Source organism: Novipirellula rosea (genome assembly GCF_039541335.1).
Lineage (GTDB): Bacteria > Planctomycetota > Planctomycetia > Pirellulales > Pirellulaceae > Novipirellula > Novipirellula rosea.
Window position 1 is genome coordinate 306,424 of sequence record NZ_BAABGA010000035.1, and the last position, 22,808, is coordinate 329,231.

General features: G+C 55.2%; 13 protein-coding genes. 5 read left to right on the top strand and 8 right to left on the bottom strand.

Translation table 11 applies throughout. From position 1 onward, the window contains the following. Window positions 1-8: 8 nt before the first annotated feature. From ABD971_RS13935 to ABD971_RS13945, 3 genes are all read left to right on the top strand, one after another. Entirely contained in the window at window positions 9-2,672 is a 2,664-nt protein-coding gene (locus ABD971_RS13935; RefSeq protein WP_345322956.1) for a c-type cytochrome, read from the top strand. Window positions 2,673-2,801: 129 nt separating this feature from the next. Then, on the top strand, window positions 2,802-4,154 hold the full coding sequence (locus ABD971_RS13940) for an alpha/beta hydrolase family protein (protein ID WP_345322958.1): 1,353 nt from the start codon (window positions 2,802-2,804) through the stop codon (window positions 4,152-4,154). A 60-nt stretch (window positions 4,155-4,214) separates the two neighbouring features. After that, window positions 4,215-4,364 carry a hypothetical protein gene (locus tag ABD971_RS13945; RefSeq protein ID WP_345322960.1) on the top strand — a complete coding sequence of 50 codons (150 nt, stop codon included), beginning with the start codon at window positions 4,215-4,217 and terminating at the stop codon, window positions 4,362-4,364. Here ABD971_RS13945 and ABD971_RS13950 read toward each other — a convergent pair. The 4 genes from ABD971_RS13950 to ABD971_RS13965 form a co-directional block, all read right to left on the bottom strand. Next, window positions 4,361-4,513, bottom strand: a complete 153-nt coding sequence (locus ABD971_RS13950; protein ID WP_345322962.1) for a hypothetical protein — start codon at window positions 4,511-4,513, stop codon at window positions 4,361-4,363. The genes ABD971_RS13945 and ABD971_RS13950 overlap by 4 nt on opposite strands. Window positions 4,514-5,382: 869 nt before the next feature. Continuing rightward, on the bottom strand, window positions 5,383-5,589 hold the full coding sequence (locus tag ABD971_RS13955; RefSeq protein ID WP_345322964.1) for a hypothetical protein: 207 nt from the start codon (window positions 5,587-5,589) through the stop codon (window positions 5,383-5,385). 382 nt (window positions 5,590-5,971) lie between these two features. Next, window positions 5,972-9,382 carry a transglutaminase family protein gene (locus ABD971_RS13960; RefSeq protein WP_345322966.1) on the bottom strand — a complete coding sequence of 1,137 codons (3,411 nt, stop codon included), beginning with the start codon at window positions 9,380-9,382 and terminating at the stop codon, window positions 5,972-5,974. Continuing rightward, entirely contained in the window at window positions 9,379-12,711 is a 3,333-nt protein-coding gene (locus ABD971_RS13965) for a transglutaminase family protein (RefSeq protein WP_345322968.1), read from the bottom strand. Before ABD971_RS13965 ends, ABD971_RS13960 begins: the two co-directional genes overlap by 4 nt. A 474-nt stretch (window positions 12,712-13,185) precedes the next feature. Here ABD971_RS13965 and ABD971_RS13970 point away from each other — a divergent pair, with 474 nt between their 5' ends. Next, on the top strand, window positions 13,186-14,811 hold the full coding sequence (locus ABD971_RS13970; RefSeq protein WP_345322970.1) for a di-heme oxidoredictase family protein: 1,626 nt from the start codon (window positions 13,186-13,188) through the stop codon (window positions 14,809-14,811). Window positions 14,812-14,874: 63 nt separating this feature from the next. Here ABD971_RS13970 and pepN read toward each other — a convergent pair whose 3' ends face one another. Continuing rightward, window positions 14,875-17,631, bottom strand: a complete 2,757-nt coding sequence (pepN, locus tag ABD971_RS13975; RefSeq protein WP_345322972.1) for an aminopeptidase N — start codon at window positions 17,629-17,631, stop codon at window positions 14,875-14,877. A gap of 391 nt (window positions 17,632-18,022) precedes the next feature. Here pepN and ABD971_RS13980 point away from each other — a divergent pair, with 391 nt between their 5' ends. Further along, the gene (locus ABD971_RS13980; RefSeq protein ID WP_345322974.1) at window positions 18,023-19,651 is read left to right on the top strand and encodes an arylsulfatase; all 1,629 of its coding nucleotides are present in this window, start codon (window positions 18,023-18,025) and stop codon (window positions 19,649-19,651) included. Between the two features lie 190 nt (window positions 19,652-19,841). Here the strand turns inward: ABD971_RS13980 and ABD971_RS13985 are convergent, their stop codons facing one another. From ABD971_RS13985 to ABD971_RS13995, 3 genes are all read right to left on the bottom strand, one after another. Beyond that, entirely contained in the window at window positions 19,842-21,293 is a 1,452-nt protein-coding gene (locus tag ABD971_RS13985; protein ID WP_345322976.1) for a sulfatase family protein, read from the bottom strand. 65 nt (window positions 21,294-21,358) lie between these two features. Further along, window positions 21,359-21,514 (bottom strand): hypothetical protein, encoded by a 156-nt coding sequence (locus ABD971_RS13990; protein ID WP_345322978.1) that lies wholly within the window; start codon window positions 21,512-21,514, stop codon window positions 21,359-21,361. A 112-nt stretch (window positions 21,515-21,626) separates the two neighbouring features. Continuing rightward, a complete protein-coding gene (locus tag ABD971_RS13995) occupies window positions 21,627-22,454 on the bottom strand; it encodes a hypothetical protein (RefSeq protein ID WP_345322980.1) in 828 nt (275 codons plus the stop codon). Window positions 22,455-22,808 lie beyond the last annotated feature (354 nt).

A 22,808-nucleotide genomic window follows, 5' to 3' on the forward strand; every position in this document is an offset into this window, starting at 1 on the left:
AGTGTCTTATGACGAAGATTCCGTTACGTGCCGCTGCCGTTGCAGTGCTCTGTACAGCGTTTGTATCCAACAACGCTGTGGCCCAGCGAAAGCCAGGGAAGCTGAGAGAGGCGGTAAAGCAGCGGGCGAACGCCAAAAATACTGCATCGAATCCCGCCACTCCTGCACCGTCGAGCCAGGCCAAGCCGCCTACGGTTGCCAACACAGCAACTCCGATCGACCGGATTACCGCTGCCGAAGGGTTCAAAGTCGAATTGCTCTATTCGGTCCCTGCCGAAATCCAAGGTTCGTGGGTGAATCTGTGCACGGACAACAAAGGTCGATTGCTGGTCAGCGATCAATTCGGTGGACTCTATCGCATCACGCCGCCACCAGCCGGCCAAGAAATCAAGCCCAGCGATGTCGAAGTGGTGCCCGCTAACATTCGCGCCGTCAACGGCATGGTCTGGGCATTCGACGCTCTGTACGTCGGTGTCAACGATTACGAACGCAAGATTCCATCGGGGCTGTACCGGGTGACCGACAGCGACGGCGACGACCAACTCGACAAAGTGGAATTGTTACGCGAAATCGAAGCGCGTGGTGACCACGGAGTCCATGCGGTCGTACCGACTCCTGACGGCGAGGCTCTTTATCTGATCACCGGCAACAATGCCAAAGCACCGGAATTGGCTGAGAGTTCGCAAGTGCCTCAAATTTGGGGCGAAGATCATCTGTTGCCTAGCATGCCGGACGGACGAGGCCACAACCGTGGTGTTTTGGCTCCCGGCGGCATCGTCTATCGCGTCTCGCCCGATGGCAAGACATTCGAAGCTTACGCGTCAGGTTTCCGCAATATTTTCGACGCTTCGGTGAATCGCGAAGGCGAATTGTTCACCTACGACGCGGACATGGAATACGACTTCAACACGCCTTGGTATCGTCCCACACGTATTTGTCACGTCACCAGCGGTGCCGAATTCGGATGGCGTAACGGTGCCGGGAAACGGATGCCATTCTATGCCGACAATTTGCCCGGCATTCTCGATATCGGTCCTGGATCGCCGACCGGAACCACGTTTGGTTATGGCGCAAAATTCCCCGCGAAGTATCAGAATGCGTTTTATGCCTTGGATTGGAGCTGGGGTAAACTTTATGCCGTTCATATCGAACCAAGCGGTTCCTCGTATACGGCCACGAAAGAAGAGTTTGTGACCGGCGCACCGCTGCCGATCACTGATGCCATCATCCATCCACAAGACGGTGCGATGTACTTCACCATCGGCGGTCGACGTGTTCAATCCGGGCTGTACCGTGTGACCTACGTTGGCAACGAATCGACCGAACTTGTCGAGCCTAAGGTGGTCAAGAGTAAGGCGAGAGAAACTCGCCACATGCTCGAATCGTTCCACGGCAAGCAAAATCCAAAAGCGATCGAAACCGCGTGGCCTTACTTGGCAGACGACGACCGTTTCATTCGCTTCGCTGCACGCACCGCGATCGAGCACCAACCGCTCGATTCGTGGGCTGACAAAGCGTTGAGCGAATCAGATCCGGCGAAACAAGTCGTTGCGTTGTTGGCACTCGCTCGTGTTGCCGGCGTGGACCCAATGCACCGCACCGACAAGGACCCCGAAGTCGATACGGCGATGCGAGGCAAGCTACTTAACGCGGCCATCGCGATTGACCCGTCCGGTCTGGATTCTTTTGATCAATTGACGCTCCAGCGTGCCATCCAGATCATCTTGACCCGCTTTGGTCGTCCCGACCAAGCAATGGTCGATAAGTTGATCGCTCGTCTTGATCCGCAGTTCCCTGCGGAATCGCCTGAGATGAATTGGTTGTTGTGTGAAACGTTGGCGTGGCTGCAATCCCCAACCGTTGCCGCAAAAGCGATGGCGTTGATTGCCGCGGCACCGACACAAGAAGAACAGATGCAGTACGCACGTTCGATTCGCATGTTGACCGCGGGCTGGACTCCGGAACTGCGTGAAGCTTACTTCGAATGGTTCTTGAAAGCGGCTAACTACAAGGGCGGAGCGAGTTTTGACAAGTTCATCGAGTTCATTCGCAATGACGCCGTCGCCTCGCTAACCGACGCAGAGAAAGAATCGATGGCCGAGTTGTTAGCACGAAAACCGGTTAAGAAATCGGCACTCGAGAATTTGGGCGAAGTCTTCAAAGGACGTACGCCGAAAGAATGGACGCTTGAAGAACTCTCCGAGGCGGCACGCACCGGACTGAAGAATCGTGATTTTGCCAATGGCCGCAAAATGTTTGCCGCCAGCGGCTGCTTCGCCTGTCACCGCTTCGGCGACCAAGGCGGAATGACGGGCCCCGATCTGACCTCGGCCGGCGGACGTTACTCGCCACACGATTTGTTGGATCAAGTGGTCAATCCTAGCAAGGTGATCAATGACCAGTTCTCGTCGATCAAAGTGTTGACCGAAGACGGTGTCGTGCACACCGGCGTTGTGGTCAACCTGAACGGTGACTCGATCACGATCAATACCGATTTGACCGATCCCAACAAACGGGTCAATGTCAATCGCAACGAGATCGAAGAACTGGTCGTGTCCGATGTTTCTGCGATGCCCGTGGGACTGTTCAATCCGATGACCAAAGAAGAAATCCTCGACTTGATCGCCTACCTCATCAGCGGCGGCGATTCAAATCACGCTTTCTTTAACTAACGTAGAATAGGCTTCCGGCCTGTTGTCAAAGTCTCATCAAGGCTCCATCGGCTGTCGTCCGGTGGAGCCTTTTTTTGTCACCGCTCAGCCACCCCCATCCAACCGATCACTCCCACCGATTTGATGAACATGAAAATTCTCACCGCAATCGCACTGATTGTCGCAGTGCTATCTGGCTCGGCTTCGGCTCAACATCCGCCTTATGACTATCCGCCGGCCATCGAAGCCGATTCGCCGTACTATCGCATTCGCTACGAGGGATCCTCGGAACCCGGAGAGCTCGCTTTTCCGGTTGCATACACGCTTTGGGTTCCGCCTGGAGTGAAACAACTCCGCGGCTTGATTGTGCATCAACACGGATGTGGCGAGGGTTCCTGTAAATCAGGACAAACCGGGGCGTTTGACCTACATTGGCAATCGCTTGCTAAGGAACACGATTGCGGCTTGATGGCACCGGCCTATGAACAGCCTGAAGGGACCGATTGCCAATTGTGGTGCGACCCGCGTAATGGATCGGATGCCGCGTTTCAGAAATCGTTGGTCGACCTGGGTGAGCAGAGTGGCCATCCCGAACTGGCCACCGTGCCGTGGGCGTTGTGGGGGCACAGTGGCGGTGGCCATTGGGCCGGCGGGATGTTGATGTTGCACCCCGAGCGAATTGCTGCAGTTTGGTTGCGTTCGGGAGTGCCGTTGTTCGAACAGGTCGACGGGCGTGCAATCAAACCTCACGCATTGTCCCCCGCCGCACTGCAGGTTCCCGTGATGTGCAATTTGGGCACCAAGGAAGGTGTCACGGATAAGAAGGGACGCTTTGCAAAAGTGTGGCCGGCCAACCAAGCGTTTTTTGAAAAGATGAGAAGTCGCGGTGCATTGATTGGGATCGCGATCGATCCACGAACCAGTCACGAATGTGGCAATTCACGCTACCTGGCGATCCCATGGTTGGATGCTTGTCTGGCCGCGCTTTTGCCTGCCCGCAGCGGAGACGCGTTGCTGTCGATGCCCAAAGAGTCGGCTTGGCTAGCAGGGCTAAACGTGGATGCGGCCAACGCAATCGCCGCGATGCCAGCGGCCAAGTACTCGGGTGGACTCGCAAGTTCGATCTGGTTACCCAACGAGACGATTGCCAAGGCATGGAGTCAATTTGTTCTTGACACCAACGTCGCCGATACCACGCCACCGCCAGCGCCACGGAACGTCCGGCTTGTGGACGGCGAATTGACTTGGGAAGCGGACGCCGATTTGCAAAGCGGCATTGCACACTTTACTATCGAGCGTAACGGAAAAACCATCGCTACGGTGCCCAGCAACGGCAAGAATCCATTTGGTCGGCCGGTCTTTCAAGGCTTGCAATACAGTGACACGCCCGCAATGCCGCTGATAGGAATGCGTTATACGATCGAATCATCGCAGCCAGCGGCACTGAGTGATTACCGCGTCCGTGCCGTCAATACCGCAGGTCTGGTCTCGCAATCGCCTTGACATGCCAGGCTGACGAAGTGGGGAATAACGTTGAACGGAGGGCATCCGGAGGACACTGCGATGGGACGCACTGCCGAAGGTACGCCCCCGTTTAGCAAAGAGCACCAAATGGTGTTTCAGAGGAACGCTCAAGTCATGCTGCGAATCGTGAAAGCACGAACGACAGGCACGCCAAACGACCGTGCCGCGAAACCCGTACCCAATGGCTAACCGTCGGCAGCGTCGTCTACCGATGCGTTGTGGGGTTCCGGTTCGCGAGCATGACTTTTTAAAAAGTCCCATCTCACTTCCATTCCATCGATGTCCTGATTCGTTTTTCCAACAATGTTTTCTGGCAAGCGGATGTCGCGTCCCGGCAACGAGTGTCCTCCGCCTACGACTTTGTAAAACGCAACGCTGGTTCCTCGCTTTCCGGCTGTCCAAAAAGTTTTTCAACCGAACCAACCATCCGTCTGTGCCCAGCAACTTGCAATACGGAATGGGGTGCGTGGAAATGTGTCTGATTCGCGATTCAGCTAGGATGTACAACATTGCGGGCCAATCATCGCAAATGACGTGTGCGATTCTGCGATCTCTGCAAAAAAAATTTAACGAAATATCGAGGCGAAAAGGAAAAGGTAGTCATCGGTCGGGCTTTATCTCTTTCTGTCGCACCAATTTTTCTGTCTACGAGACAGCAGTCGGCTCGCCGGTCGATCGTTTCAAACGGATCCTTTTACGGCATCAAATCGCTGGAACGGATCGCTGTTGTTGCAACTTCGGAAAGTACTGATGCCGGATGCAAGGACAGAAAGATTGGTGCGACAGAAAACGTCTTGCACCCGAGGAATCTGGAAACCGCAGTCGCTGCAGACTCGCGACTTGATGGCCGGTACGCTCCATTCAATCAGAGCTTGGGCAGGAAGATGAGCGGGAGCAGGAAGATGTTCTATCCTACTGCTAGGCTGCTATTGCCAGTGCCAAGGATTTGTAGGGGAGATTCGGTTACGGGTTGGAAGTTGACGCGGTGAAGATCGAGGAAAGGATGACGGCAAGACGTGTCACGCCTTAATCCCTGCAAGGAGGAAAAGAGGGCGGAATCCAACCAGGTGAAAGCGTTGGATTACAGTTGATGGGGGATCGTGTCAGCATCATCTCTGCCGAGAATCTTCCGCTGAACAACGATCGCGGTCCGCTGCATGGTTTTGTTTTGCGTTTCCTGGACAGCCGGTCGCGCTTTTGACGTCAATCAATCTGGTCGAGCAACGACACCGCCAATGTATCCGCCGAGCATCGATGCGGCGAGGAAATAGGTGATCGTCCATGTCACAAACAAGCCGCGTGTCGAAAGTCGTTCGTCAATCGTCGCAATCGGAAAAATTGCAAACCAGCTGATCAAGACGAACGGAACAATGGCGACGAGTGACCAGAAAATTGCCGACAGGATACCAATCACAACAGCCGATTTCGTTGGTATTACCCGAAAAGCGACGATCGGACCAACCGTAAAAGGAAATGCTATCGGTATCCATAGCGAATCGAGCCGCGACAGTGCAAGCGAGCTCGCGCATAACAGCGTCAACAAGAGCAGAGTGGCTGTGGAAAATTGAGTCCGGGTCAATCGCGTCGTACCCATACATTTCCGTGGGGTAGCGTTTGTGGCCACACCATGACGACCACCGATGCTGCATTTATGAGAACATGCCTCCGCTGCTTGTGTGCTGTTAGCGTCGGTTGCTAAGCGATGCGTCGGATGCTGGAAACGGAACCGTGGAAATTGAAAAGGTAAGATTGATCAATTGAACGTGCAAAGAAACAAGAGTCGGCTTAGGCCGGACCTAGACGACGCGGACGTCGCTTTGCACCACCATGCCGTTTTCGACCGCCACTTTGGTTAAATCTAACAGGTAGGGGAAACGCCGGTCAAGCCGTTGAGTGGGAGTTCCGATCGCATTGTCACCGCTGCCGGTTCCCTCAAATCGCCCCGAGACGCGAATTGGGGCTGGCGCTGCTGGCAGCGGAGGCACGGTCGGCTCGCGGCCTGCCAATTCCACTTTCTCCGGCGTCGCACCCGCTTCGTCGGTCCACGTTTGTGGTGCGGCAGGATAGTACGTGCAGCCACCGATTGATTTGCTTGTCCAGGTGTCGATCAGATCAAAAACGAGTGCGGTGACGGGAGCAATCGTGGGATGCAGTGTCGATGGCGGCTGGGTAACCTTGTAGCGAACGCCTGCAACATATTCGCCTTCGGTCGATCCTCTTTTCAGAGGTACCGATTCTCGGTTGCAAGCCAGCACATAGCGGTCTGGAATGACGCCGCTCAAACGCACTTGTAGTCGTTCGTTGGCAACATCAATAAAGCGAGCGATGCCGGCTCCGGTGACCTCTTCGGCCAATAGTGGCCACGGCTCGTGCGCTCGCCGCAGTTCGAGCGTGATATCGCCGATTTGCACGCGTCCGAGTCGAGGAAAGTTCAGTTCAAAGATCGATTGAAACCATTCCTGCTGTAGCGGGAATCCGGATTCATTCAGGTCGCGAATTACCGAGTTGAAATCGTCCCAGAGCACTTGCGGCAGCATGAATCGATCATGCAACTGGCTCTCCCAACGGACCAATGGTTCTGCGTAAGGCCGGCGTTTGAAGTGAGCAATAAGTGCACGTACCAACAACGCTTGCAATGATGCAAGTGTTGAGATCGGTGCCATTGTAAAACTTTGCAATAGGATCTGACCGAGTCGCCGACTTTGGCGTTCGGGGGCATACAGTGTGTCAACGCGGATTTCGGCGCGATGCATGTTTCCCGAGGCATCCGCCAGCAAGTGGCGGAGCAATCGATCCGGTAACCACAGGTGCGGAGAATCCGTGACCGGGAACCGCTCCAGTGCGATGCCTAGCTCGTATAAAGCGTCGTCTCGTCCTTCATCGGGACGCGGCGCATTGCCACTCGGGCCAATCTGCGTTCCTGAGAACAGATACGACAAACATGGATGATTTTGCCAATAGCTGATCAGCGAACGAAGTAATTGAGGATGGTTCAGAAACGGACTGCTCGAGGGTGTCGGCCCTCCGAGTGTCAACGCGGTGTTGCTACTGGCGCGTTGAACTTTTTCCTCGTCCAACTCAGCCAAGTGAACCACGTCGTCGTTATCCTCTGACAATCCACTTTCGGGCACCAAACCGACTGCTTTGGCCTCGGCGTACGCGGTTTCATAGAGTTCACATTGTTGTTGCCAGCTAGATGCGGCGGGCAGAACCAAACGCACCCGATTGCGATCCGGTTCGATAACGAATCGCTTCAATCGTTGGTCTTGTGGTGGATCATAGCCTTCTAGCACGACGGGAAGTTGCAGCTGCTGTGCCGTCGCCTGGATGACTGCTATCAATTCAACATAGTGTTCAACAAAATGAATCGGCGGCAAGAATACGTGAATAGCATTGTCGCGTGCCTCGACGCACAATGCCGTACGCGGAGCCCGCCCATTCTTCCCGCTGTCAACGACTTCGGGGGCATCCTGCAATGGTGAGATCACGGTTTGGCGTGCGCTGGCTTCGCCATAGATTTGCGGTAGCAAGGCCTTTTCTTCGAATTGGCTCGGTTCGGTGGCTATGTCGTCGGGTTCGGTCGCGAGTTTCGACAGACTGCCTAGCGGCAATCGAAATCCCATTGCGAAATCGCCAGGCAGTAAAAAGAGTCCAGCGCGGCGAAATTCCCATTTCCCACTCGACCAACGGTTGCGGATCGGATCCCAGCGGAGCGGTAGCACGTACCCGGTGGGGGCGGATTGAGGAGCCGAGAGCCGTTCTGCCAAACGTTGCCGTCTAAGAGGATCTTTCAGTTCGTCGCTGTCAGGGAGCATATTCAGTTGAGACGAATCGGACCAAAGTTGATACAGTCGGTCCTCGTGTGCCGCGATCACAAAATCAGCGTTCACGGCCAAGCCGTTGGCCAATGTGCAGGCAAACTGATGCGCGTCCTTGACGGTCACGTCTTGCGCCCCATGTCGGCAACTCGCCGAACGTTCCTCGTTACACCACAGCGGATGTCCATCGGTACGGTAACAGCAAGTCATCCGCCAACGCGCACTGCTCTCGCCGCGGTAGTGTTCGCCTTGTCCGATGTGGACGGCGCCGCCTGCGGCCCACTTCGCTTTCAGACGTTCGAGCAGCTGCTCAGCGACTTCGCGATCGATCGGAGTCGACGTGGCAGTGGTAGCAGCCGATTCACTGGATGGCGCCGACGAATCGTAGATAAAATTAACTTCTGCACTGCTGCACAACGCAAGCTGCTGTTTTGACAACGTTTCATCGACGAACCGTCCGGTCGCGACTATATCACGCCAGTGCGTTTCGCTGAGCAATTTGCTGGGCGCCCTTGGTTTCAAACGGCGAAGTTTGACTTCGTCACGCGAACTCTCGACCCATTGTTCTTTGATCCCCACCAGCGGGAGCGTACGGAATCGATCGGGTGCACTGGCCAGCGGCACATGATGTTCCGCGGTAAAAATCCCCAAGCTTGGATCCAATCCGATCCAACCGGCGCCGGGGATAAACACCTCACTCCACGCATGGATACGCGCGACATCGGCACTGTCATCGTCGCTGACGTTGCCGTCGCTGTCGGTTGCCAGCGTAATGAGATATCCCGACGTAAAGCGTGCGGCCAATCCAAGCGAACGCAGGCTTTGCGTCAGAACCCACGCTAAATCTTGCGGCGAGCCACCGCCATTTTCGATCACGGTGTCCAGTGGGTTCGGCTTTACGCCGGAGGACGGATAGACCTTTAGTCTATCGTGAACCTCATTATTTAAGAGCGTCAGATACTCAACCAGATACCGTGGTGTGCGGTCGAGTCCCGCCAGCCAACCGGTAAACGCATCCCCGCATGGCTCTTGATGTAAATAGGGAATCAGTTCCTTGCGAAGTTGTTCCGGATACTCAAACGGGTAATCGTTCGCAAATGGTTCGACGAAGAAGCTGAACGGATTGAACGGAACAAGATCAGCAATGAATTCAACATCAAAGCCAACGCGACTGAACGGTTCGGGCAGGTCCAGACGACCAAGATGGTTTTCAAACGGATCTCGCGCCCACGTCAACCACACCGGTTCGGCGTGGACTTTCATGGAATAGGCTTCGATCTCCGCGGCGGTGTGCGGCGCAGGACGCAGTCGCAACCACAGCGTTGTCGGATTTAATTGACGATGAAAGACGAAGCTCAGATGATGGCTAAGGGCAACACGCATGCTCATGATTTGTTTTCGCGACGCAGGTCTAAGGTGTGCGGATAATCGGAATTAATTTCGGAGGCCGGATCGCGATGCCCGAGTGGCGGCAGATCGGCGTAATAGTCTTTCAATTCATCGACCCATCTTGGACGCGGCGGGTCGCCGGCACTGTGCCCCCACGACCAGAATCGAGACATGCGGCGGGCTTCTGCTTCAAACGCGTTGACCGGAAAGGTTTCGTAACCGAGTCCGCCCGGGTGCGATACGTGATAAACGCAGCCGCCAATCGAACGGCCCAGCTGGATATCAAACACGTCAAAAACCAACGGTGCATGCATTCCGATCGTGGGATGCAAACCGAAGGCAGCCTTCCACGCTTTGAACCGCACACCGGCGACATACTCGTTAGCTACGCCGGTTTCGTGCAGTGGCAAACTGCGTCGGTTGCAGGTGACGCGGTAGCGTTTCGGATCGAGTCCGCGGCAAATGATCTCTAAACGCTCCACGGCCGAGTCGACCACGCGAGCTTGACGCTGGGCTCCGTCTTCTTCGTCCAGCACCAACCACGGCTCGAGCGCCATCCGCAGCTCTAATTCGACGCCTCCGTAGGTGACCCGGCCATACACCGGAAAACGAAACTCGAAAAAAGGTTCGTACCATCCTAGTTCAAACGGATATCCATCTTCGGCAAGCTCTTGCATCACCGATTTGAAATCGCTGCGGACATAGTGCGGCAACATGAATCGGTCATGTAGCGCCGTTCCCCAACGAACCAAACGATGACGATACGGTTTACGCCAAAATTTTGCGATTAACGCCCTGAGTAACAGCATTTGTGCCAGACTCATTTCCGAGTGTGGCGGCATCTCGAAGGCACGAAACTCGAGTAATCCCAAACGCCCTTTGGGGCGGTCGGCGGGATAGAGTTTGTCGATACAGAATTCGGCACGATGCGTGTTGCCGGTCAAATCCGCCAGGAAGCTTCGCAGGCTGGAATCCAGTTCGAGCGGTGAGACTCCGGTTTCGATTTCGCCCAAACTGACTTCGAGTTCATCAAGTAGGTGGTTGCCTCGTTCGTCAATCCGCGGTGCCTGGGACGTTGGCCCAATAAACAAACCCGAAAACAGGTACGACAACGAAGGATGATGTTGCCAATAGGTGATCAGCGACCGCAACAGGTCCGGTCGCCGCAGAAACGGGCTATCGCTGGGCTGTTCCGCACCCAGGGTAACATGATTGCCACCGCCGGTACCGGTGTGCCGCCCGTCCAACATGAATTTTTCCGTTGCAAGCCGTGACAGTCGTGCTTGTTCGTACAAAATGATGGTGTTCTGCTGAAGATCGTCCCAGTTGTCGGCCGGTTGAATGTTAACCTCGATCACCCCGGGGTCGGGCGTGACCTTTAGCGAATCAAGTTTGGGCGAATCGGGCGGCTCGTAGCCTTCGATCAACACCGGCAATTGCAATTCGGCGGCGGTATCTTCGATGGCGGCGAGCAAGTCGGCGAAATGATCAAAATTTTCCAGCCGCGGCATAAACACATACAAATGGCCATGGCGTGGTTCGATGCACAACGCCGTGTACGGCACCTCCATCATTTGCCGGAAATAGGCACGAACGGTTTCGGGTTTCGCGTCCGCCGCCGGAGGTGCCACTGCGTTACCGCCGCTGCCTTCGTGTTGAGCTTGCTGAAGCGACTGTGGGACGTAATCGTATTCAACAAGTTCTTCGACCGCCCACGGCAATTGGCCAAGCGGCAGTCGAAGCCCCATCGGCGAACCGCCAGGCATCAGAAACATTTCGCCGCGAGGAAAAGTCCAGGTGCCGGATCGCCATCGATCCAGCGACCAATCAAATCGCAGCGGCAATGCATAACCGATCGCCCCGTCCAACCCGCGAGCAAGTGCGAGGCTGAGGTCGTCGCGGTATTGGCGTGCCCACGGAATCACGATATTGTCGCATCCCACTTGCTGCTGGCTTTCTCGCCAGAGGTAATAAAGCCAATCTTCGCGTGCCGCGATCAAGAACCGAGAATCGATTCCCATTTTGCTTGCCACCACTTGGCCGAAACGTTCGGCGTCGTGGACGGTCACTTTGGTGGGTTGGGTTTCGTCGGCAATCAAGCGTTCATCTCGCCACAACGGGACGCCATCATTTCGCCAAAAGCACCCCAGCGCCCAACGCGGCAACGGTTCGCCCGGGTACCACTTTCCCTCGCCGTAATGCAACAAAGCGCCGCGTGCGAAGGAGTCTTTCAGTCGCTTTAGTAACACGCCGGCGCGCTCGCGTTTATGGACGCCGAGTGCTTCGGTGTTCCACTGAGCTCCGTCCATGTCGTCGATCGAGACGAAGGTCGGTTCGCCCCCCATTGTCAAACGCACATCAAGATCGTTCAGCTCGTTGTCGACTTGGCGGCCCAACGTGCGAATCGATTCCCATTGTTCGTCGGTATACGGCTTGGTGACCCGCGGATCCTCGTGCACGCGAGTGACCACGTTACGGAATTCGAACTTGACCTCGCACTTTTCCGACGCGCCGGTGACCGGTGCTGCACTGACGGGATCGGGCGTGCACGCTAACGGGATGTGTCCTTCGCCGGCAAACAATCCCGACGTAGGGTCCAAGCCGATCCAACCGGCACCAGGGATATAGACTTCGGTCCAGGCATGTAGATCGGTAAAGTCATGGTCGGTGCCAGAGGGACCGTCGAGTGATTCTTCGTCAGGAGTCAGTTGGACGAGGTAGCCGGAAACGAAACGAGCGGCCAGACCGATATGGCGCAGGATCTGAACCAGCAACCACGCGGTATCGCGACACGATCCGGTTCGCATTTTCAGCGTTTCTTCGCACGTCTGGATCCCGACCGCCATGCGAATGTTGTAACCAATGTCCGCCTGGAGTTTGGAATTCAGGTAGACCAGAAAATCGACACAGCGGCGGGGCGTTAGATCGATGCCGGCAATCCACTTGGCCAATAGCGGTCCGTTGTCGGTTTTTTCGAAGTAAGGCTCTAACTCGTGGCGTTGGAGTGGTTCGTAGTCGAAGGGAAACTTTTCCGCGTAATCTTCGACAAAGAAATCGAACGGATTGATTACCGTCATTTCCGCAACCAACTGAACGTCGACGACGAACTCGGTCACCGGTTCAGGGAAGATCACGCGCGCGATCTGGTTGCCAAACGGGTCTTGCTGCCAATGCAGATGGTGGTCAGCGGGTTCGATCTTTAGTTGATAGTCGTGAATCGGCGTCCGCGCGTGCGGAGCAGGCCGCAAACGAATCAGATGCGGCGACATCCGAATCGGCCGGTCATAGAGATAGCGAGTGTAATGTTCAATGCCAACGTGTATTGCCACGAGTGTGTCGGCTCCGTCGGTTCGTTCGCCGAGACACCGCAGGGGCGCATCGCTAGAACCGTGAATGAGTTTCAGTCCAAGTTGATAAGATCCGCCGCGTAGAGTGTAATCAAATAGCCCTGTATTTGTCAGCGAAAACGGACAAAGAATCGGGCCGCTAAAACAGCGTGTCCGATAAAGACACTAACGCGTTTCAACGGGGGTTTGGGGATTAAAACGATTTTTATGGCATTTCGTTCAGCGTTCCGGGGGCGACGTTTTGCTGGACGACGATGCGGTGGCTTGCGCCAAAGCCCAAAACGGTGAAGGATTTAGAGGCGGCAATGTACGGGATTTCCGCATTGTAGCTGCGCTCACCCGAGCGTGGATGGTTGCCAGCGAACGTGGAAACGGAAAAAAAGTTTGCAGTCTCTGTCGGAAAGTGTCATAACGACGGTTCGCGGGGCGAACGACCATTCAAAGGGAGACGAGGCGATGCAGACGTCAAACCGGAAACTTGCGATATCCTCTGTCGCTGTGGTGCTGATTGGTTTCGTGTTTCCTGGTGTCGCTGCGGCGCAGGAATCCGCGATTGAGGCGCGGATTGGCTTTTCCGGTCAGCAATTGTTCGAGCACCAATGGCAACCCGCCAACACGGCAGGCACCGAAAATGCCCAGACCAAGCAGGTCAACGGAGACGGACTAGGACCGCTGCACAATGCGACCTCGTGTGCCGAGTGTCACAGAAATGGCGGCGGTGCCGGTGTCCAGCATAATGTCACACTGATCACGGTCGATCCAAGGTCAAGCGTCTTGAGTGATAAGAAGCACGGCGGAAAGCGACTGCTCGAAGTCTTCCCAGCACTGCTTGGACCCCGCGGCGCGATGACCTTTAGCACCGTCGTGCACGACCGTTCGACTCGGCCTGGCTATTCGCCGATACGAGACAATTTAGCATCGTACGTCCCTGGCGGGATCACAAGCACGTGGTTTGATCCGGGCCAACGAACGAGCACTGCCATCGCGGCGCAGCCGGTTGTCGCCGGTCGCCACGAGAGCGTTGATTTTTATCTCAGCCAACTAAATTCGCCCGCCCTGTTTGGCGCCGGAGCGATCGATTCGATTCGTGTGGAACGAATCATGGCGTTAGCGAAACGGCAATCCGAAAAATCCAATGGGACAATCACTGGCCGTTTCGTTGGCAAATTTGGTTGGCGTGGCCAAGTCGCTTCGCTGAGTGACTTTATTACCCAAGCGTGCGTCGGTGAACTGGGGCTGACCGCAGGTGAACCGCGGGCACCACGGCGTGATCGTCAAGCCGCGGTGAGTCGGGGCCGTTCTTTAGAAAATTTTGAACCGACAAATACTCCAATCGACTTAATGATGATGGCTTCGTTTGTCACCGCAATACAAGCGGGCGATCCAGCCGACCTGGACTACATGAATACCGGCCGCGACATGTCACACGCAGAACTCACGAAGCTGGCTCGTTTCGTAAGTTCGCTGCCACGCCCGACCGAAATGCCGCAACCCGAACATAGCTTTGATCAAGTGCGTGATGGCGAGCGGTTGTTTGGCACCGTCGGCTGTATCGATTGCCACGTTGCCGACGTGCGTCCCGTGTCGGGGATCTTTAGCGATTTACTACTGCATGATATGGGCCCTGAGCTGCAATCACCGCTTTCTGCGCCGTTAGGTTCGATCACCAAGACGCACTTACTGAGGCCCGTTTCGTTCAATGAACGCGGCCCGACGACTTCTTCGGCCCAATCGGCTTACGGATCCGGCGATTTAGCTGCACGGTTGCCAAAGCCCTATCCGATCGACGAACCCGAACAGCCGCAGTTTCCTCGAGGGGATGTGCCCGAAACCGACATTGTTTACTGGGACACGCTGCAGCGAGAATGGCGGACTCCGCCGCTTTGGGGTGTTGCCGACAGTGCCCCTTATCTTCATGACGGACGTGCCGAAACACTCGAAGAGGCGGTGTTGTGGCACGGCGGCGAGGCGGCTGCGGCTCGCAATCGGTACTACGATCTGTCACGAGCGGACAAAGATCGTGTGTTGGCATTCTTGTCCTCCCTGCGAGCGCCCCAACCCACGGGCCAAGATGCTGACTAGCCGCGAAGGGTAGCGCTGTTTTGGTACGGGGGCGTGCACGACAGGCTAGCAGCCATTTCCACTCTAAAAATGCAAGGCTCGCTGGACGATCTCGTGGACGTCTTTGCATAGCCCTGGATGCTCAGCGATCCGCTTCAACTCGTTTTGCATTTGCGTTTGTCGTGTTTCGTCAAACCGCCGGTAACTGTTGAATGCTGCGACCAAGCGAGCTGCCAACTGCGGATTCGCCGATTCGATCTTCAAGACGTAATCCGCCAACAACTTGTAACCGGCTCCGTCGGCTTGATGGAAACGTACTTGGTTTTGGGTAAACGCACCGATCAGCGAGCGAACTCGGTTCGGATTGTCGACGCTAAAGTCGGGATGCGTCGTCAACTGCTTGACCTGCTCGATCGTGTCCGCGCGACTCGAAACTGCTTGTACGGCGAACCATTTGTCAATCACCAATGGGTCGGATTGATATTTCTTGTAGAACGCAGTAAGTGCCTCATCCCGCGCCGGCACATCTAAGTTTGCCAGTAGCGATAATGCAGCTTGTTTGTCGGTCATGTTGTCGGCCTGATTGAATTGATCGGCAACCAAAGACACGCTCTCGGGTGTCTCCAGTGCTGACAAGTAGGCCAACACGACATTCTTTAAACGGCGACGATTGATTGATTTTTGATCGTTCTTGTACGCTCCGTCAGCAGCCAGATTCTTGTACAGGGCCGTCAGCTCGGACTGAAAAGTCTCGGCAAGTCGTGTGCGGTAGAACTGGCGAGCAGTATGTAGCGAATCGGGATCGATCACGTCCATTTCTTGTCCGAGCACGCTTTCGCGGGGCAACGTTAACGCAAGTGCTTTGAAGGCTTCGTCAACCGAGTCGTCACTCAATACGCGGCCAAATGCGTCACTAAATTCCTGGGACAACTTTAGCTTTTCGCCATTCTTTACACCCGTTGCTGCATCGAGCAGCAATTTCGTCGCCAGCGTTTGGCCGGCGTCCCAACGATTGAACGAATCGGTATCATGAGCCATCAAAAAGGCAAGGTCCTGGTTGCTACGCTGCATTCGCAAACGTACCGGAGCCGAGAAACCACGCAGCACGGATGCAATCGGCTTTGCGGTCAGGCCGCCGAACGTATATGTCTCGGATTCCGTCTGCAACATCACAACGCCGCCGTGCTGCTCGATTTCTTCGCCACTTTCGGCATCCAACAACCCCACCCGTACCGGTAATGGCACCGGTTTGCGGCCCTCGGTTCCAGGATTGCCACCGGGCAGCGGTGGATAGGATTGCGTCATCGTCAGCGCGTACTCGCCCTTCGCAGCGTCCCAGGCTTCGCTGACGGTCAACTCCGGCGTTCCCGCTTGCGAATACCAGCGGTCAAACAGGTCAAAATTGACATTGTTGGCATCTGCCATTGCGGCGCGGAAATCGTCACACGTGACCGCCGAATTATCGTGCCGCTGGAAATATAGATCCATACCACGTCGGAACCCTTCAGCCCCCAGGATCGTGTGGTACATGCGAATGATCTCGGCACCTTTGCGATAAACCGTTGCGGTGTAAAAGTTGTCCATCGAGATGTACGATTCAGGCCGAATCGGGTGTGCCATCGGGCCGCTATCTTCGACAAACTGACCGGCTCGCAAACCTGACACGTCATCGATGCGTTTGACTGCGGCGGAGGTTTGGTCAGCAGTGAATTGCTGGTCGCGAAAAACGGTCAATCCTTCCTTGAGCGTCAATTGGAACCAGTCACGACAGGTGACACGATTGCCCGTCCAGTTGTGAAAGTACTCGTGAGCGATCACGGCCTCGATCAACATGTAGTCTTCGTCGGTTGCCGTATCGGGGAGCGCCAGCACGTATTTGGAATTAAAGACGTTCAGGCCCTTGTTTTCCATCGCGCCCATGTTGAAATCGTTGACCGCGACAATCATATAGATATCCAGATCGTACTGGAGTCCGAAAACATCCTCGTCCCACTTCATCGATTTTTGCAGCGATACCAAAGCGTGTTCACACTTGTCGATATTTTGCGGCTCAACCCAGATCTCCAGTGCGACATTGCGACAGTCGCGGGTCGTGAACGTCCCGCGATGGCATTTCAAATTGCCGGCGACGAGTGCGAACAGGTAACTCGGTTTGGGAAACGGATCTTCCCACACGACTTCGTGCCGCCCATCGTCCAGGTCTCGCTGTGAAATTCGGTTTCCGTTGGACAGCATCACGGGACAGGTTTGCTTGTCGGCTCGGATCGTCACACGATACGTCGTCATCACGTCGGGACGATCAAGGAAATAGGTAATCCTGCGAAAGCCAACCGCTTCACATTGAGTGCAGAAATTTCCAGAGGTTTGGTACAGCCCCGAAAGTGACTTGTTGGTCACTGGCGAAACCAGCACTTTCGTTTCGATGACGCACGACTCGGGCAGATCCAGCAGCGTCATCCCACCGTCACGCAGTTGATATTGCGTTTGCTCCAGACGCTTGCCATCGACCGCTACCGACTGAAGTTTCAGATTTTCACCGGCCAGATCGAGCGTGCTGGACGATTGCTGAGCGTTGCGACGCACCGAGATGCGGGCCGTTACCAAGGTTTCACGAGGGTCGAGGTCGAAGTCGAGTTCGACGTTGTCGATCCAATAGGCGGGGGGCTGGTAGTCGCTGCGAAGGACTGGCTGAATCGATTGCGTGGCGGTCAACGAATTAGGCTCCGGCGATTGAGTGGATTGCGATCGCTGTATTTGAGCCGAAATTGCGGGTGTTGGGCCAGCCCCGTTAAAAAATGCGGTCGTCGGGGCAGCGTGGTTGATTGTTTTGGCTCGCATCATCCTTCTATACTGGTTCCTACGCACAAATTCGCTTCAGCTACGTTTCATCGATTCATGACAAACGACACAAAAAAAAACGAGCCCCAACCGACGCGTCCTGCCTGCCCAGTATGCGGCGGGGCAATGATCGAAATTAGGGCGAAACTGCAATGCTCGCGCTGCCACACGATCTGCGAAACCTGCTGCGAAGGCGGCCCCGGTTGAAGCGGAATGACGCCCCGGAATTTTACCTAGCCCAGCCGAACGGGACGTCGATTTTATTGCTGCAGCGTTGATGACCCCACGTAGTCTAGGTTTCCAGCCCCCGGATCACAGCAAACCCAGACTGGAAGCCTAGGCCACGTTGAATTCGTTTACACCTATCGTTCACATTTGTAACGGGACTGACCCATTGAACCGAACAACTTTGATCCTGCTTGCGGCGATTTCTTTTTTGTGGAGTTCGTCACCCATACTGCAGGCGAAACGTCCCAACATCGTTTTTATCTTGGCGGATGATGCGGGATACAGTGATGTCAGCTGTTATGGTGGCGAGATCGCGACGCCGCATTTAGATGCGCTGGCCGATGGTGGATTACGTTTCACCCAGTTCTATAACACCGCTCGCTGCTGGCCGACACGCGCTGCATTGATGACCGGGTTTTATGCTCAACAAGTCCACCGCGATGCGTTACCGAAACTCGGCGGCGGTGGCCGCGGCGTGCGTCAGTCGTGGGCGAAACTGATTCCCGCATATCTCAAACCACACGGCTATCGCAGCTACCACAGCGGCAAGTGGCATATCGACGGCAACGTGCTCGATGCGGGGTTCGACCGATCCTATCGTGTCAATAACCAAGGCAACTTCTTTACCGACAAGGGCAACCTCGTCGACGATGTTCCCGTGAAGGTGCCCGCGGATGAAACCGGATATTACACCACCACTGCGACCGCAGACCATGCGATCGACTGTTTGAAAGACCACCAAACGAATTTCGCTGAACAGCCTTTCTTTCACTACATCGCATTTATCTCACCGCACTTTCCACTGCATGCGTTGCCCGAGGATATTGAGCGATACCGTGACCGTTATCTGGATGGTTGGGATGCGATGCGAGCACAACGGTTCGCCAAACAGCAGCAACTCGGTTTGTTGAATACCACGCTCTCGGCATTGGAACCCGACGTCGGTCCTCCTTACGCCTTTCCCGAAGCGATCAAGGAATTGGGGCCAGGCGAGATCGATCGACCGTTGCCGTGGGATCAATTGACCGAAGAACAAAAACGATTCCAGGCTACCAAGATGGCAATTCATGCGGCGATGGTCGATCGGATGGATCAAGAAATCGGCCGCGTTGTCGAGCAATTGCGTGCGATGGGCGAGCTTGATAACACGCTATTGTTTTACGCGTCCGACAACGGCGCGAGTGCCGAGATCATGATTCGTAACGGCGGTCATGATCCGCATGCCGAGCCTGGATCTGCAGCCACCTATCTGTGTCTCGGCCCTGGATTCTCGAGTGCCTGTAACACTCCGTTTCGGCGTCACAAAACATGGGTTCACGAGGGAGGCATCAGCACGCCGCTGATTGTGCATTGGCCGGACGGAATCGCGGATCGCGGGCAGTTACGACACACGCCGTCGCATGTGATTGACATCTTGCCTACGATTTTGGATGTCACGAACATCAAAATCGCCGATGGAGACGATTCACAGGAACGCCCTGAACTTCCCGGCAAAAGTCTCGTCGCGGCATTCAAGGATGACGTCACTGTCGAGCGAGATGCGTTGTGGTGGCTGCATGACGGTAACCGTGCCATCCGCATCGACGACTGGAAATTGGTGGCTGCCCAAGGGGAGCCATGGGAGCTTTATGACATGAAAACCGACCGCGCCGAGTCGAATAACTTGGTTTCAAAAATGCCTGAAAAAGCCGAGGCACTGGAAGCTCAGTGGAACGCCTCGCTTGAACAGTTCAGCGAGCTGGTGAAGAAGACATCGGAAAAGCCAAACGCAAAAAAGCAAAAGTCGAAGCGTTAAAAAGCGGCGGTGAGCCGAGTGCCATAGCGCACCGGGCAATACGTGGCCCCCGGCCGCTTACACGCAAGCGGCTCACTAAATCAAGAGCCCGCTCGCGCCGTGCGGCTACAAAAACACGCAAATCGTGTCCAAGGGAGCCGCACTGGACGCTCGCCGACATGGGGCGTCGCTGCCGTGATTGACCAGCGGTTTATTTCGATGCGGCAACCTGTTTCCGCCATACCGGCCGCGCGTTTGCGGTGATTTCGTCATCGACTTTGTGCATGCGTTTCTTTAATTCGGCAATGATCTCGGGATGGCTGTCTTTCAGATTTTTCTGTTCGCCAATGTCGTCAGCCAAATTGAACAGAAACACTCCAGGCTCGGGCGAAACATCCTTTTGATTGCTTCGTTTGCGTGGCCTCTTTTCGAGGTATTTCCAATCGCCCTTGCGAATGCCTTCCAAGGCACCATGTGCTGAATAGAAAATCAGTTCATCGCGAGGCGATGTGTCGCTGGTAAAGGTCGACGAGATATCAAATCCGTCGATCGTGTTGCCCGAGTCGGGAAGCGGGGTGCCCGCAAGTGCCGCAATGGTTGGCAACAAATCCAGAGTCGATGTAAATGCGGTCGTGGACGTGCCAGCCGGAATGCGGCCCGGTCCCCACATTACACAAGGCACGCGTTGGCCACCTTCGAACGTCGTTCCTTTGCCATCACGCAGTGGCCCCGCGGTGCCGCCGTGATTTTTGAATTGCAACCATGGTCCATTATCACTCGTGTAGATGATGTAAGTCTCTTCGGCCAGATCGAGCTCACGCACCGTGTTGGCGATTCGACCGACCTCGGCATCGATGTGTTCAATCACACACTTGTAGGCGTTTGCGGGATTCGCGTCGTAAACGTCCTCGGGAACGTACAGCGGAATATGCGGCATCGAATGCGGCAGGTACAAAAAGAAAGGCTGCTCTTTGTTCGCAGTGATGAATTCGATCGCTTGGTCGGTGTACCGCCGGGTGATGGTACGTTGGTCGACGGGGACTTCGATGATCTCTTCATTTTGAATCAGCGGCGTCTTCCACATCGTGATCGCACTGGCTTGGTCCTTCCAAAGTGTGTCCGATGGCAACCGCGGCTTGCCCTTGTTGTCGGGATGATTCATGTCGTTGGAATAGGGGATACCAAAATAGGAATCAAACCCGTTGGCGCGAGGTAGCGTTTCGGGGTGATGCCCCAGATGCCATTTGCCAACACAAGCGGTCGCGTAACCCTGGCTGCCCAAATGATCCGCGATCGTGTATTCGTCGGGATTCAATCCATAATCGCTTTGCGGAAACAACACGTGCTGGTGCATACCGACACGTTTTGGATAGCTTCCGGTTAACAGTGCCGCGCGTGAAGGCGAGCAAACCGAGCACGCGGTATAGAAACTTTTGTAGGTACGCCCTTCCTCTGCCAAACGGTCAATGTTAGGCGTCTTGATCGTCTCGGATCCAAAGCAGCCAAGGTCGCCGTACCCCTGATCATCGGTGAAGATGATGATGAAGTTGGGCTGCTCAGCAGCATCCGCATGGCGGGGGAAGTACGCGAGCAACGTGGTCAGCACGACCAGCGGCAAGCTGATGCGAGATAAGAACGGAGGGAAAAAGGCGTGTCGTTTCATGGGAGCGTATAGGGGCAAGTTCGACGCAGGGGGATAGGGGAGGGACTTAACGCAGAGGAGCTAGTTTAGCTGAAAGTTTTCGTCGCTGCACAATCGTCTTCGCCGTGTCGCCACAATTCCGGCGACGGTTCGCCAGTGTCATCGACTTTTGGTAGCGGCACGGCGCGAGCCATCCGGTTGCGGCGAGTAAAACACTCGGTTAGGGCGAATGTAGATGGCATTGGCTTTTGCTCCGCACCGCAACAAACGGCACTCTTTTACCGACAAACTTTTAGCGACAATTAGATCGCAGTGGGCGGCTAGCTATGAAACCAAATTGTCTCGGGCAAAACGCTATTTCTTGACTGCGACAAGCCCGCGTTCATCGTCAGGGCGAGCCAGGTGCAGCGTTCCCATACAGCGTCCCTCGGCTGTCTTTGGCCCCAGTGCGAATAGAAAACGGTTCGGCGCGATACCGACAATCCCCAGGCTGCAATTGAAGTGGTAGCGGCCAATCATGTTGAATTCGGCATCGGTTTTTAAAAGCGTCGACGGTGATCCGTAGCACCCAAACCACCACGCGTCATCGTGAAATGTGGCGGTTTGGATTCCCAGGTGAGTCCACTTGCTGTGGATCACGTGCTTTTTGATAAACTGAAAATCGGCGTCGTACTCGTAGACATAGTTTTCTTGCACGCCTTCGGGCAGTCCCCCGACCACAAAGAAGTGACCGTTGGCGATCCCAATGCCACCCGCTCCATGGAACACTTCTTGGGTCTCGTGTTTCGCCAATAACTCGAGCGACTCGGCGTCATAGACATAGACCCACGAATCCGCCTTGCCCAGCGGATTGTTGAACTGGCCTAGATTCACCGCAACGTAGATCTTGCCGCCGTCAAAGCAGAGGTCACCGTGATGGTTGGGAACTGCGACTTGTTTTCGCACTTTGCCTTGGCGATCCGTTTTTACTAACTGCGTCGTGAATGCCCAAAAGATGGAATCTTTGTTGTCGGTACAGACACCTTGAAGGTGATGGGCGTAATCGCCGTCACATTTCACTTCGCCAAATTGCGTTTGCAGCGGAGTCGCGTCGTTAGCGATGACATCCGAACTTTGCACTGCGAAACCGGTGCAGACAAACGTCAACAGAAAGAGAAACAATCGAATGGGTTGGGTAGGCATGCTGGTGCTGATTCGTTAGCGGGAGGGAAGGGGATGGGGGAATGCTCTGATCACCTGACCGGCGAAAGATGGCGGCGTGAATGCTACGCTAGTGTACAGGTCCCGCTTTGCAGCGACGAGTCGCTAACGTTGCCGTGACGAAAGTCATCGTGTCAAACAGGGACAATGCGAGCTTTGAAATCAGTTCGCCACGTCATGTCGGCGAATCAGGCCGGTGCAGCATCATCGTATAAAAACGGCGGTTTTTCTGGCACTTTCTGGCCCGGCACGTTGCGTCGCCGGGGAAAGGATGCTCCGCCGACTAAGCCATGTTTTTGAGTAAGGGGGGCATGATGAAGGTTCTAGGAAATTTGT